We start from the raw sequence: 13541 nt of genomic DNA on the forward strand, positions 1-13541 counted from the left end.
GTCATTACTTTCTGTCCCTGTCAGCAATAGTTCAGCACTAATCAACTAGTAGCTATCTTAAAAGCAATCTGTTGTACTACATACCAACAGTGAAAATAAAATTCAAAATTTTCCTGTAAAACTACAAAAATTTCATGCCAAACTTATCCCTGGCAATATTGTGCAGATAAACCATTTCCTCTCGCTTTCGAAAAACCAGAACCCACACCGCATTAGTAACAACCAAACACAAGACCACACCAAGCACAAAGTTAATGATAGTAACCTCGATGAGTAACTTAGTATACAGCCACTTACTGACAACAGATGTCAGCAAAGTCACAGCAGCATATTTGAAATAATCCTTAAAATAGTCTTTCAGTTTGATCTCGATACTGTTCCTAAATAAAACATACGGTTCTACCCAGAAACAAGTCAGTAATGTACTGATAATCCCGCCCCAGATAACTCCGATAACACCGTAATGAATAGTAAGATACACAGAAGCAATCAAATTGATTACTGATTCTGCTAACGGCTTATAACGGTCGTTCCAATACAGGCCGCTGGCATCCTTAAAAGCATTCACAGCCATACGCATATATGTTAAATAAAAATTTATTATCAACCAGGTCACTACCACTTCATCAAACAAAAACTGCTTCCCAAGCCAAAGTTCGATCAAGGGATTTAACAAGGTGAAAAAGCCGCAGACAATAATCAGTGCCTGCCAGGCTACTATAAACTCAGTAACCTTAAAAATATCAACTTTCTTTTGATTACGTTCCAACACTATCAAATTACCGATACTTGCTGTTATCGAAGCAAAAAACTGACCGGCAAAACTATTTGAAGCAGCAATAACAAGATAATAATTGCTGTATAACCCCACCGCTGTTAAGCCAACGAATTTTGACAATATCAAGTTCGCTGTCGAAAACACCGTCATACCGCCTATTTTATGGGCAATCATAGCTTTAATGTTTTTAAGGATCGTATTTTTGATGTCAGCAGATAAAACCTGTACATTTTTTTCCTGCAGATAGGGATAAACCCCGTCTGTTTTTTTAGCAACAGCATAATTTTCGCTTACTGTTACTAGCAACATCAATATTATGTAAATTAAATAGCTTGGATATACAAGTAAAAACATAATTTGTAAAACTGCAAGTGCTATTTGCCCACTGCTTTGATAGATGCTGTTGATATATTGTTTCTGATCGGCAATCAGTAGATTTCGTTTATATGAATAAAAATAACTGATACCTGTATTGAGTAAAAATACAAGATAAAACCAGTGTATGTCTGTAACAGTATTGCCTTTAATAAACCAGTCCAGCCATGGCAACAGGCAGATACCAGTACCAATAATAAACAGACCAATAGCAGTATAAGCTTTTTTAAACAATGCAATCAACGCTTTAATAGTCGCTGTATCTTTCTTCGCTAACGGTTGATATAAGCTGTATATTATGGCCGGTCCTACGCCTAATTCTGCCAATGACAGCATTGATAAAAAATTACTTAGCAATCCATTGATACCCAAATATTCTATAGGCAGCGACTTAACGAAAACCAGACGAACCACGAACTGTAAAGTAATTTTTAAAATATATGCAATTGTTGAATACTTGATGTTTTTCCTTGCCTGTTCTACTCTCGCCATTCATAACCTCAACCGCAATTCACGGGTATAATATATTCTGTTTGCCAGACAGTTTTTTGATAAATTTATTCAATTCAAACAAATATTGATATAATTTGAAGCTCACAGCAAGACTTGTGTATGCAATTTTTCCATTAAAATTGACTTTGTCGCTTTTAATAACTTCTTTTATGCCTTCTCGCATTTTCCGCTGCAATTCCCTTGCCAATTCAAACTTATTCTTAATATCTTTACTTTTAGCTAATATGCCTAACACGAAAAAATAGCCCATTTTACAATTGAATGACATTAGTGGAATTAATCTTTGATATCTCTTATGCGCAGTTTCAAGAAACAACTCCCTGTATGTAATATTATCTAAAACATTATCGTCAAATACCTTATTCATGATACTGTCTTTTCTCTGCCGATAAAAATATTTTGTTTCTTGACTTATATAAACCTTACTGACCCTTTCCAAAATTTCGAAAAAAATAAAAGCATCCTCATACCTATTGTCAGGAAACCTGATTTTATCAAAGATAGATCTTTTGAATAACTTGTTCCATACTGCTAGATTGTAATAGCCATCTTCACAAATTTCACTAATCAAATTTTCTCCTGAATATAACTTACCTTTACAAAAATTGCCTTTCACAATTTTATTCATATAGCATTGATAATATCCTACACAGGCTATATCAACATTTTTTTCTTTTAAATTTGTATATAAAACCTCAAACATATCCAGTTCCAGCCAATCATCACTGTCTACAAAGGCAATCAACTCCCCCCCAGATGTGCAAACGTCCAAGCCAGCATTTCTGGCAGAGCTCAATCCACCATTCTCTTTATGAATCACCTTAATACGAGCATCTATTTGTGCATATTCATCACAAATATCCCCACTACTATCAGTGCTTCCATCATCTACTAAAATAATTTCCAGATTTCTATATGTTTGATTAACAATAGAATCAAGACATTGCTTTAAATAGTACTCAACATTATAGACTGGTACGATAACACTTATAAATTCTCGTTTCATATATAACTATCGATCCTTCCCTATAATAAATCAATAACCTTCCCTTTTTAGTACTCTTATTTGCATTTTTCGCAATACTTTATATAAATCAGTATTATAAACAACAATAATAAATGCTATCTTTTCTTGTAAAGTCATATTATATGAATTAATAATGTGTTTTAAATGACCTTTCAATGTCATTCTAATTTTATCGCTTAATCTAATATGGTCGCTTTGCTGGGAAAATACTAATAAATCTAAAAAGGACAAGTATGTTAAATACCTTAAGGCAAATGCTTCTTTCAGCAGTAAAGGATAAGTATTTTTTAATAGATTCAAATTATGTTTAATTGCTTTTAATGCATCTCGAAATTTTTTCCTAGAAAAATTTCTTGTTATACTGTTATTATTTTGTCTGTAGTGATAGCAAGAATCACAGCCAACAACTATCTTCTTTGCTCTCAATAAAATCTCCAAAACAAGATAGTTATCTTCATAAAATTGATTGACTGGAAATCTAATACCGCTAAACAACTTGAGATTATATAATTTATCATTCGAAGAAGAAGTATATATTTCACGATTTAAAAAATTCTTGATTAACTCTTCTTTATCTTTCACAGAAAAACAAATGTTACTTTTTATTTTTTTATGTACTATTCTCGAGTTATCACTATATTCTATGGAAATTTTACAAGTTGCTATGTCTGCATTATATAAATATATTTGTTCTAATAATGTTTCATACATATTTAATTCTAACCAATCATCACTGTCAACAAAGGCAACGAGGTCCCCCCCAGGTGTGCAAAGGTCCAAGCCAGCATTTCTTGCAGAGCTAACTCCACCATTCTCTTTATGAATCACCTTAATACGAGCATCTTTGTGTGCATATTCATCACAAATATCCCCACTGCTATCAGTGCTTCCATCATCTACTACAATAATTTCCAGATTTCTATATGTTTGATTAACAATAGAATCAAGACATTTTCTTATATATTTTTCAGTGTTATACACAGGAACTATTATATTTATTAAAGGCTCTTTATTCATAATAATTAATTCTTTCTATCTAAAGCTTTTTTCAAATTTATAACTAAATTTATCCCAAATAAACTAACTAATAGCAATTTTATTTTATGACGAACCACTTCATAAGTTGTCAACCAACTTCCAGCAAAATGATGTATTGTATAGGTATTGTCAGTTTTCTTGATTTTCCCATCTTCTGTGCTTTTTGCACAAAAATATTCAAAAGGAAATATAGCATTATTATTTCCAAAGATTTGGAATGTATTATTCAATTCTATATCATACTTATCTTTTACCATTCTGGTAATCGTTGTGACATTAGTAGTGGTATCATAAATGCCATGTTCATTCTTAAAATGTTTATCGTCATAGTATGATAATAAATATTCCAATAAATCATTATCCCGACAGGAAGCCATGATTCCTGTCTGGATTTGACTCTCCGACTCAAATCCAGACCAAAAAGCATAACTTGCTAAGCGGTCTAATGGCTTGCAGACTTCCATGTCGGTATCCATGTAGATACCACCATAGTCATACAAAATTTTTAGTCTTGCATAGTCACTTACAAAAGCCCATTTCCCGGCTTCATATGCTTCCCTGCAATATTGATTCTGATTAACATCAAAATTGCTTTCATTCCATTCTGTTATTTCATAATACGGACAATATTTTTTCCAGGTTTCCATATATTTTTTTACTTCATCAGGTAGTGGCTTGCCGCCAAACCAACAATAATGAATTATTTTAGGTATCATCGTTTCTCCCGTTTAATTTAATCCATAGATATCCTGCATATTCTTCTTAATATGACTAACTCCATATATATCTTGCAACTCATTAACCAATATCTTTTCACAAAAGGCTTTATTTAATAATCTCAGCCATTCTTCTTCCTTATTACTTTTACAAAGATTATCACTCCTCAACAAATCTTTGTTTCCTCTGACATCAGAAGCCACACATGGCAATCCACATGCCATGGCTTCAATTAACGAACAAGGCAGTCCTTCACGTTTAGATGGGAAAAGAAATAGGTCTGCTATTTTATAAATTTCCAATACATCTTTTCTGTATCCTAAAAATTTTACTTTATCGCTTACTCCAAGCTCTTTGGCTAAATTTTTCAGATATTCTTTTAATTCTCCATTACCGCAAATCAAATAAATAAAATTTTTATTAGTCAATTTACTTAAAACTCTTATAATGATTTCATGATTCTTATTTTTATTTAGTTCTCCCACCGACAATAGAACCTTAACATCGTTTGATATACCTATTTCTTTTTTCTTCTGCACTTTATTTATAGAAATATTTTGTATTTCTTCTAAATCTACACCTATACCAGGAACATAATATATCTTGCCATTATTACGTAAGCTCCAACTGTTAGCTCTGTGGTAGTCCTCTTGATTAATAGTTATCAATTTATCTGTAAATTTGCCACAAACTCGTTCTACCGGATAGTAAACAAGCCAATTTATCAAAGGAGCGCCTTGATAAAAATGAAAACCATGGGCTGTATAGATCACTGTTGTACCTTTAGCCGTTCTTGCTGCAAGCCTTGTTAACACCCCTGCAATCGGAGTATGGCAATGGATAATGTCATAATGATTGGTTTCTATTATCTGTTTTAACTGCTTATAAGCTTTAATATTGCTTTTGGAAAATGGTGAGCGTGCAAAATCTATATCAAAGTGCCTGTCACAGTTTGGTATAACACATGGTTCATCAACAAAGTCATTTTTAGCAGCGACATGTACTTCCCACCCATATTCCTTAAACATTTTGAGGAAGGGTAAATGGAAAGTATTGATATGTGTTTTTACTACTGTTGCTACAAAAAGAACTTTTTTCTTCTGCTCCATCACTTTCCCTGTACTCCTTCAGTACTGCTTTTTGTCAGCAGAACTTTGAATGTCTGCAGCATGATCATCAGGTCTGTTTTGACGCTGAAGTCCTGTATATACAGCAGGTCATAGATCAGCTTGTCATAGGCACTGGTATTATATTTGCCTGCTATTTGTGCCAGGCCTGTGATGCCAGGTTTGACGTTATGCCGGTAATCATATTCAGGCTTTTGGGCAATAAACTGCTTGACGAAGAACGGCCGTTCCGGTCTGGGCCCGACGATGCTCATTTCACCTTTCAGCACATTGAACAGCTGCGGCAGCTCATCAAGTCTGGTAGCCCTCATAAATCTGCCGAATTTTGTGATCCTGGGGTCCCCTTCCGCAGCCAGTACCGGACCGCATTTTGCTTCCGCATCCTGCTTCATGCTGCGGAATTTATGTACAAAAAATGTCTTACCGTATAGCCCCACGCGCTCCTGTGAATAAAGCACCGGCCCTTTACTGTCCAGTTTTATCATAACTGCTGTTATCAGCATGACTGGCGATAGTATAATCAAAGCAGTTACCGCTACGGCAATATCTAAAATCCGTTTCAGTACTCTCTGTTCTGCTGTCAGCAGCATACGTGTTACACGCTGCATCGGTATATCATCAACTAATAAAAAGCCTGTATTCTTACATGCCAGTTCATACAGTGTCGGTACAAAAAATATTTGTTTCTTCGTGCTGCGCGCATAACGCAGTATTTTTTCTTTGTCTGCTATCGGCAGTTCCGCGCCAATAAAAACATAGTAGTTAGCGTCGATAAGCTGCTTCCAGTTGGTCTGTTGACAGCTGTCACAAACAGACTGCAATGACTGCTCCATTCCATAAGTTTTCAATAATTTATTTTGGATGCGTGCTGCTTCTTCACCGGCTGCAAATAATACAGCCGTCTGTTTGGGAAAATACTCCCATTCCCACTGGTGACAGATATATTGCCAGATTGCCAGCAACACAAACGAAAATACCGCTGAATAAACAAGTACAACACGTGAATAATCAAACTGACGAAAAAAGAAGGTCATGGCCATCGCTATGATGTAAATATTGGTCACCGCTACCAATAGATTAAGAAAAATATCTACCAGCTTTTTGCGGATCAGACTGAACAAGCCATAGACGTTGAACATAAAGAACATCATGATGACCAGGATCGGTAAAAATTCCAGATGGAAAGCTATCTTATCCGTTTGTTTATTCCCCAGCTCCAGCGCCATAGCGATGCTGGTAGCCAGATACAAACAAATTATGTCGCCTATGATCAAAACTATCTTTCGCAGCAAAGAATTATATCCCACTAGAATTCACCTATAATCAATACTTTTGTATTTTTTGTTTATGCTAAAATATTTCACCTATAATTCATAATTATTGTACCACTGTTGTACCCCCCCGCAAGACATAAGCACGTTTTATTTTATATTTCAGTCTCATTTTTGCTCTTACTTATATTTTCATCGTACTTGTGCGGCAATATTTACAATCCCACTTGCCAGCACCTGATCTACAACAACAAAAAGCCTGACTCTATTCCCATAAGCCAGGCAAAAAAATAACCCCTCTCAACTTCCGCTGAGAGGGGAATATTTTTTATTTGCTATCTTACAATCACTATCCGATAAAATCAAACAGAGCTTACATTAAAAAGCAGGTACAACAGCGCCTTTATATTTCTCTTCGATGAATTTCTTTACTTCAGGGCTGGTTAAAGCTTTATCCAGTTTTTGCAGTTCCGGACGCTTATCGTCGCCTTTACGTATTGCTAAGATATTGGCATACGGAGAATCCTTCGGTTCAGTAAAGAGAGAATCTTTGACTGGATTCAGCTGTGCTTCCATAGCAAAATTGGAATTGATAACAGACAGATCAACATCATCCATGGAACGCGGCAGCAAAGCTGCTTCTATTTCCACGATCTGCAGATTTTTAGGATTATCAACAATATCGCCAGGCGTACCGGAAATGCCTACACAGTCACGCAGCTTGAGCAGCTTGGCGCTTTGCAGCAATGCCAGAGCACGGCCGCCGTTAGTAGGATCATTCGGGATTGCAACTTTAGCTCCGCTTGGAACATTATTTAAGTCTTTTAATTTTTTTGAATAAACCCCCATTGGTTCGATATGTACCTTGGTATAAGCAACCAGAGGCAGATTCCTTTCGGAAGCAAATTTCTCGAGATACGGAGTGTGCTGGAAGAAGTTGGCGTCTAATTCTTTATCAGCCAAAGACAAATTGGGTTTAACATAATCGCTGAATTCAATGATCTGCAGATCAACGCCTTCTTTAGCCAATTGCGGTTTGATCAGATTCAAAATTTCAGCATGCGGTACAGGCGTTGCGCCTACTTTCAGCACCACCTTTTTATCGCCGCTGTTAGCGGCTGGTTTGCTGTCGCCGCCACAGCCGGCAACGACTAATGCAATGCTGAACACTGCCAGCAAAGCCAGAAATAACTTTTTCATAAACAATCTCTCCTTTAAAATGAATTTAACACAGTACCTATCTTAGCTCGGTCGGACTAACAAAAAAGCTCTTTCCGAGGAAAGAGCGCTTGCTTCTGCTTTCCTCTCATCTATCAAGAATGTTCTTGCAGGATTTAGCACCATAGCTAGGCTTGGTTGCCGGGTTTCACAGGGCCTGTCCCTCCACCGCTCTCGATAAGAGTGTGTTATTCGATTGGCATTATGATAGCTCAACTAAATAAGCTTGTCAAGACTTTTGCAAAAAATAAGGAACTGCTTCTGCAGTCCCTTAAAGATTTGTTAAATTTGTTACTCTTTACTGTATTTGGCAATGCCAACTTTATAAAAATCGTTGCCTTCGCTGTCGATACAGACGATAGCAGGAAAATCTTTAACTTCATAACGGCGAATAGCTTCAGGCCCTAAATCTTCATAGGCAATCATTTCTTCGCCTTTGATAGATTTTGCAATAACTGCTGCCGCTCCGCCAATAGCAGCAAAATAAACAGCGCCATGCTCCACGCAGGCATCAATAACTTCCTGCGACCGCAGTCCTTTACCGATCATCCCACGCATACCCTGTTCGATCATCGTCGGGGTATATTTGTCCATACGCCCACTGGTCGTCGGTCCAGCACTGCCAACTACTTCACCGGGTTTAGTAGGGCTTGGACCTACGTAATAAATCACCTGATCCCTTACATCGAAGGGCAATTGCTCTCCCTTGGCCAGTGCTTCTGTCATACGCTTATGTGCCGCATCACGGGCAGTATAGATGTAACCGCTGATACGTACTACATCACCTGCGTGCAGGTCTTTGATCGTAGCTTCGCTTAACGGCGCATTGATATATTTGATAATCGCTTCACTCATCTCAGGCCCCTCCTTACAATACCATTTCTGCACGGCGTGCAGCATGGCAGTTCAGATTAACGGCAATCGGCAGGCCGCCGATATGGGTCGGTGCATATTCAATATTAACAGCTACGGCAGTAGTGCTGCCGCCCAGTCCGGAAGGACCTACGCCAGTCATATTGACACGTTTCAGCAGTTCTTTTTCAAGTTCTGCATACTGAGGATTAGGATTGTGCTCCCCTACCTTACGAGTAAGAGAATACTTTGCCAAAAGTGCAGCTTTTTCCATATTACCGCCAATACCGACACCTACGGTAACAGGCGGACAGGGATTAGGGCCGGCACTGCGCACGGTGTCGACAACGAATTTGATAACGCCTTCAACGCCGTCAGCCGGTTTAAGCATTTTTAGTGCGCCCATGTTTTCACTGCCGCAGCCTTTAGGCGATACGGTTATTTTGACCTGTTCACCGGGCACTATCGTTGTATGAATGATCGCCGGCGTATTATCACCGGTATTTTTACGTACAAATAAAGGATCATCAACAGAAGATTTACGCAGATAACCGCCAACATAACCATCGGCGATACCGGCGTTGACCGCTTCATAAAGATCTCCGCCTACAAAATGTACTTCCTGTCCGATTTCCATAAAGACAACTGTCAAACCGGTATCCTGACAAATCGGCACGTCTTTGGCTTTTGCTAGTTCGGCATTCTCAACGATAGTCGTCAATATTTCCTGCCCCAAAGGAGATTCTTCGGTGGCGATAGATGCTTTTAATTTTTCCAGCAGCTCTTCCGGCAGGTAATCGCAGGAATCTTTACAAAGCTTACTGACAGCAGCAGTTATCTCCTGAACTTTTATCTCGCGCATGATAGCCTCCTTATCTGCCGACACGTTTCATAGTGTTGGCACGCACTTCTTCTGGATCGACTTTAATGCGGGCAATGCCTGTTTCCATAGCAACACGGGCCACTGCGGCCGCAACTGCCGGCGCAACACGCGGATCAAATGCATCCGGAACAACATAATCGGCACGCAGGTCTTTCTCGTCGATCAGTTCGGAAATTGCATAAACAGCAGCTACTTTCATTTCTTCAGTGATTGCTTTAGCGCGTACATCAATAGCGCCGCGGAACACACCCGGGAATACAGTGACGTTGTTGACCTGATTCGGACTGTCACTGCGGCCGGTACCTGCAACAGCAGCACCAGCTTCGATAGCGTCAGCATAAGAAGTTTCCGGAACCGGATTGGCAAGTGCAAAAACTATAGCTTTATCTGCCATGCTGGCGATGATTTCTTTCGTAAAGACGTTAGGAGCGGAAACACCGATCAAAACGTCAGCGCCTTTGGCGATATCCGCCAAAGTGCCTTTTTTATGTTCTTTATTAGTGACTGTCGCTAGATAAGACTGGATGCGGTCAAGATTAGCGTCAATGCCTTCATACAAAGCGCCGAAACGATCAACCATGGTTACATTTTCAGCACCCATGCTGATAAGCAGACGGCCGATAGCAGAGCCTGCTGCGCCGCAGCCGTTAACAACAAATTTAGCTGTTTTCATATCTTTTTTCACGAAGCGCAAAGCACCGATAACTGCTGCCAGACAGGCAATTGCAGTACCGTGCTGATCGTCATGGAAAACAGGGATATCGCAGATTTTCTTCAATTCGCATTCGATATCATAGCATTTAGGAGAGGAAATATCTTCCAAATTGATACCGGCAAAGCTGGGCTGCAGGAAACGTACAGTTTCAATAATTTTAGCAGGATCTTTAGTATCGATACAGATAGGTACAGCATCTACATCGCCAAAGGTTTTAAATAGTGCTGCCTTGCCTTCCATTACCGGCATTGCTGCTTCCGGTCCGATATCTCCCAGGCCGAGTACACGGGTACCGTCGCTGACTATAGCGACCATGTTGCCGCGGCAGGTATATTCAAAGGACAAGTCTTTATTTTCTTTGATTTCTTTACATGGTTCAGCAACACCAGGGGTGTATGCCAAGGCCAAATCTTCGCGGGTTTTAATGGGAACCTTGCTCACAACAGCAAGCTTGCCATGGTTTTCTAAGTGGAGTTTCAAAGCATCGTCACGTAATGTCATACATTATTACCCCCGTAATTTCAATTTAGTATATACTAAATATTGTAAATGAATTATACTGCTTTTTCAAGTAGCAAGCGTCAGAATTTTAAGTTTTTTTACAAATTAAAAGCTTACCTGACACGACGGCACTATAATTTGTAAAGCTCAGCTTCCGGGCGTTCTCCTTCTTTAACAGTTAATACAGCAAACGTAGCTCCCATTTCGCTGCGCGGTAAAACAGGGCTGCCGGGATTAACAAGCAGTACATCACCGAACCATTTTACCAAAGGTACGTGTGTATGTCCGAAAACCACAATATCAGCTTCCAGCTTACGTGCCCACCAGGCCAGTTCGGATACCTGATACCCATGCAGATAACGATGTCCATGCGTCAGCCAGATACGCTGCCCCGCCAACGTAATAAATTCGTCTACATTTGCTTTCCCTTCGCCGGGATCTGTATTGCCGCATACTGCCAGTAACGGCAGCTTGGTTTCGGCAACTAAAAAACGTCCATCCTGACTGTAATCTCCGGTATGAAACCAATATTCAACAGGCGGCACAGCATGCAGAACCTGCCTGATGGCTTGTTTGCTGCCGTGAGTATCGCCGGTAATACCGATTTTCACTTCATTTTCCCCCAATTCGCAACAAGTTTTTTAATAGCTTTGCCGCGATGGCTGATTTTATTTTTCTCCTGCATCGTAGCTTCGCCCATACCCTTATGCAGTTCTGTTGACCAAAACAGAGGATCATAACCAAATCCCTCTGTCCCTAACGGCTCATGCAGCAGCATACCGTCACAAATGCCGTCGCTTTCCAATAAAATTTTTCCGTTAGGAGCTGCCACGGCTAATGCACAACGGAAACGGCAAGTACGTTTTACCTGAAATTTCATCGTCTGCAGCAGCAGTTTGTTGTTTTCTTCGTCCGTAGCTTCCTCGCCGGCATAACGCGCACTGCGCACGCCTGGAGCCCCCTCCAGCGCCAGTACTTCTAATCCTGAATCATCGGCGATACATGGCAGCCCTGTTTCTTTAGCATAATAAACAGCCTTCAGTCGGGCATTGGCCATAAAAGTTTTCCCTGTTTCTTCTGGTTCAGGTACATTCGGCCATTCTTCCAATGAACGTAATTCCACCTCCAAATCTTTCATCAATACTTTGAATTCTTCAAGTTTACCGGGATTACGTGTTGCAATAACAATTTCTTTCATTAGTTTTCTTTACTCCGTTTCCTAATCTTTGAAGGCATCAGCCTATTTTAATTACAAACTTTCTATTTCACCATCAGCTATGTGCTGCACTAAAACATACTGCCATTTGCCATTACGTTTTTCCAGCTGTGCTTCGTCATAAGCAGTTTGCCGGCATTCACTGCAGGTATCGCGTTTCAACGAAATGATAAACGCGCTCTGATCTCCGAAGCGTGTTCCCGCAGCCGCAGTCCTGATCGTAAGATAACCGCTGCATTGCCTGCAATAATGAGCGGTCTCGATCTGTTCTTCTCTGATCCCTTCTTCATCATAATAAATGCTTTTCTTCCTGCTCCAGCTATTACCGCATTTTGCCAGCAGCTCTTTTCTGGTGCTAAACCGACTGCGCCACAATTCACCTGTTTCAGCAATCAGCTGATCGACACGTTTATTACAGCGCTCATCCTGCTGCCGCAAATCGCTTTGGTCAGGCTCTACCACTTTGCTGTAGTCCATATCCGCCATTGCCAAAATGATACCTGTATTAACATAGGGCAGCGCAGCCTCTACAGAATAGCCGCCCTCCAGTACTGCAATATCAGCCTGCAATTTATCGGCTAATTTGGCATATCCCTGCGCTGTTACAGCCATTGAAGCCAGAGGATCACTGAAATGATTATCCTGACCTGCTGAATTAATGATCAGCTCCGGCTCAAAATCATCAAGAATATGCTGGATCAGACCATCATATAATCTGTGCAGTCCCTCATCACCTGTGCCCGGCAGCAACGGCAGGTTGATATTTGTACCCCAGGCTGCCGGACTGCCGGCTTCATCAGGAAAACCCGTACCGGGATACAAGGTCCTGCCGTCCTGATGAAAAGAAATATATAAAGTATCAGGATCATGATAAAAAATATCCTGCGAACCATCACCATGATGTACGTCAGTATCGACAACAGCGATTTTTTTGATTCCATAAACACTGCGCAGATACTCCACCATCACCGCTTCGATATTAACAGTGCAAAAACCGCGGATTCCGTGAACTACGCGCATTGCATGATGCCCAGGCGGCCTGACTAAAGCAAAAGCCCGCTTTACTTCACCTGACATTACTGCATCAGCTGCGGCTAAACAACCGCCTGCAGAAGTAAGGTGCGCCGGTGTGATAAGACGTGCAATGGACGGCACACCGATATGTGCACGCTGCAAATCATTGATTTCTGCCAAACGGGGGCGGTATTCTCTGATCTGCGGCAAATCAAAAAGCCCCTCTTCCAGCAGTTGATCACGCGTATATAACAAACGCTCCTGCCGCTCCGGGTGTGTAGGCGATATCATCCAGT

13 protein-coding genes and 1 riboswitch are annotated in these 13541 nt (G+C 40.1%); all 13 genes read right to left on the reverse strand.

Translation table 11 applies throughout. The annotated features are described in order from the left end of the window. Nucleotides 1–121 precede the first annotated feature (121 nt). The 13 genes from PFJ30894_RS10975 to PFJ30894_RS11035 all read right to left on the reverse strand — a co-directional run bounded on the left by PFJ30894_RS10975 (nt 122) and on the right by PFJ30894_RS11035 (nt 13536). Nucleotides 122–1645 carry a lipopolysaccharide biosynthesis protein gene (locus tag PFJ30894_RS10975; RefSeq protein WP_125669835.1) on the reverse strand — a complete coding sequence of 508 codons (1524 nt, stop codon included), beginning with the start codon at nt 1643–1645 and terminating at the stop codon, nt 122–124. A 19-nt stretch (nt 1646–1664) separates the two neighbouring features. Continuing rightward, nucleotides 1665–2672: a glycosyltransferase family 2 protein gene (locus tag PFJ30894_RS10980; protein ID WP_021717803.1), complete on the reverse strand. Its 1008-nt coding sequence runs from the start codon at nt 2670–2672 to the stop codon at nt 1665–1667. A gap of 30 nt (nt 2673–2702) precedes the next feature. Then, nucleotides 2703–3710 (reverse strand): glycosyltransferase family 2 protein, encoded by a 1008-nt coding sequence (locus tag PFJ30894_RS10985; protein WP_125669836.1) that lies wholly within the window; start codon nt 3708–3710, stop codon nt 2703–2705. Nucleotides 3711–3715: 5 nt separating this feature from the next. Continuing rightward, the gene (locus PFJ30894_RS10990) at nt 3716–4447 is read right to left on the reverse strand and encodes a glycosyltransferase family 32 protein (RefSeq protein WP_125669837.1); all 732 of its coding nucleotides are present in this window, start codon (nt 4445–4447) and stop codon (nt 3716–3718) included. A 12-nt stretch (nt 4448–4459) separates the two neighbouring features. Next, on the reverse strand, nt 4460–5557 hold the full coding sequence (locus PFJ30894_RS10995; RefSeq protein ID WP_231997985.1) for a glycosyltransferase family 4 protein: 1098 nt from the start codon (nt 5555–5557) through the stop codon (nt 4460–4462). Beyond that, a complete protein-coding gene (locus PFJ30894_RS11000; protein ID WP_125669839.1) occupies nt 5557–6882 on the reverse strand; it encodes a sugar transferase in 1326 nt (441 codons plus the stop codon). The genes PFJ30894_RS10995 and PFJ30894_RS11000 overlap by 1 nt, the downstream gene beginning before the upstream one ends. Nucleotides 6883–7224: 342 nt before the next feature. Continuing rightward, complete coding sequence (locus tag PFJ30894_RS11005; protein ID WP_125669840.1) at nt 7225–8046, reverse strand: MetQ/NlpA family ABC transporter substrate-binding protein; 822 nt, start codon at nt 8044–8046, stop codon at nt 7225–7227. Nucleotides 8047–8149: 103 nt separating this feature from the next. Then, nucleotides 8150–8248: riboswitch (SAM riboswitch) on the reverse strand. A 107-nt stretch (nt 8249–8355) separates the two neighbouring features. Beyond that, a complete protein-coding gene (locus PFJ30894_RS11010; RefSeq protein ID WP_021717051.1) occupies nt 8356–8919 on the reverse strand; it encodes a Fe-S-containing hydro-lyase in 564 nt (187 codons plus the stop codon). A 13-nt stretch (nt 8920–8932) separates the two neighbouring features. Then, nucleotides 8933–9778 (reverse strand): fumarate hydratase, encoded by an 846-nt coding sequence (locus PFJ30894_RS11015; RefSeq protein ID WP_125669841.1) that lies wholly within the window; start codon nt 9776–9778, stop codon nt 8933–8935. 10 nt (nt 9779–9788) lie between these two features. Beyond that, nucleotides 9789–11015 carry an NAD(P)-dependent malic enzyme gene (locus tag PFJ30894_RS11020; RefSeq protein ID WP_046430354.1) on the reverse strand — a complete coding sequence of 409 codons (1227 nt, stop codon included), beginning with the start codon at nt 11013–11015 and terminating at the stop codon, nt 9789–9791. A 131-nt stretch (nt 11016–11146) separates the two neighbouring features. After that, on the reverse strand, nt 11147–11626 hold the full coding sequence (locus PFJ30894_RS11025; protein ID WP_021717048.1) for a metallophosphoesterase: 480 nt from the start codon (nt 11624–11626) through the stop codon (nt 11147–11149). After that, the gene (locus PFJ30894_RS11030) at nt 11623–12213 is read right to left on the reverse strand and encodes an XTP/dITP diphosphatase (protein ID WP_021717047.1); all 591 of its coding nucleotides are present in this window, start codon (nt 12211–12213) and stop codon (nt 11623–11625) included. Before PFJ30894_RS11030 ends, PFJ30894_RS11025 begins: the two co-directional genes overlap by 4 nt. A 51-nt stretch (nt 12214–12264) precedes the next feature. Next, a complete protein-coding gene (locus PFJ30894_RS11035; RefSeq protein WP_044491504.1) occupies nt 12265–13536 on the reverse strand; it encodes a histone deacetylase family protein in 1272 nt (423 codons plus the stop codon). Between the last annotated feature and the right edge of the window lie 5 nt (nt 13537–13541).

It is taken from the genome of Phascolarctobacterium faecium (genome assembly GCF_003945365.1).
GTDB lineage: Bacteria > Bacillota > Negativicutes > Acidaminococcales > Acidaminococcaceae > Phascolarctobacterium > Phascolarctobacterium faecium.

Excerpts from the sequence above, each read along its gene's own strand:
- PFJ30894_RS10975 (WP_125669835.1), bottom strand. The coding sequence starts at position 1,645 with ATGGCGAGAGTAGAACAGGCAAGGAAAAACATCAAGTATTCAACAATT.
- PFJ30894_RS10995 (WP_231997985.1), bottom strand. The coding sequence starts at position 5,557 with ATGGAGCAGAAGAAAAAAGTTCTTTTTGTAGCAACAGTAGTAAAAACA.
- PFJ30894_RS11010 (WP_021717051.1), bottom strand. The coding sequence starts at position 8,919 with ATGAGTGAAGCGATTATCAAATATATCAATGCGCCGTTAAGCGAAGCT.
- PFJ30894_RS10985 (WP_125669836.1), bottom strand. The coding sequence starts at position 3,710 with ATGAATAAAGAGCCTTTAATAAATATAATAGTTCCTGTGTATAACACT.
- PFJ30894_RS11020 (WP_046430354.1), bottom strand. The coding sequence starts at position 11,015 with ATGACATTACGTGACGATGCTTTGAAACTCCACTTAGAAAACCATGGC.
- PFJ30894_RS11005 (WP_125669840.1), bottom strand. The coding sequence starts at position 8,046 with ATGAAAAAGTTATTTCTGGCTTTGCTGGCAGTGTTCAGCATTGCATTA.
- PFJ30894_RS10990 (WP_125669837.1), bottom strand. The coding sequence starts at position 4,447 with ATGATACCTAAAATAATTCATTATTGTTGGTTTGGCGGCAAGCCACTA.
- PFJ30894_RS11035 (WP_044491504.1), bottom strand. The coding sequence starts at position 13,536 with ATGATATCGCCTACACACCCGGAGCGGCAGGAGCGTTTGTTATATACG.
- PFJ30894_RS11030 (WP_021717047.1), bottom strand. The coding sequence starts at position 12,213 with ATGAAAGAAATTGTTATTGCAACACGTAATCCCGGTAAACTTGAAGAA.
- PFJ30894_RS10980 (WP_021717803.1), bottom strand. The coding sequence starts at position 2,672 with ATGAAACGAGAATTTATAAGTGTTATCGTACCAGTCTATAATGTTGAG.
- PFJ30894_RS11015 (WP_125669841.1), bottom strand. The coding sequence starts at position 9,778 with ATGCGCGAGATAAAAGTTCAGGAGATAACTGCTGCTGTCAGTAAGCTT.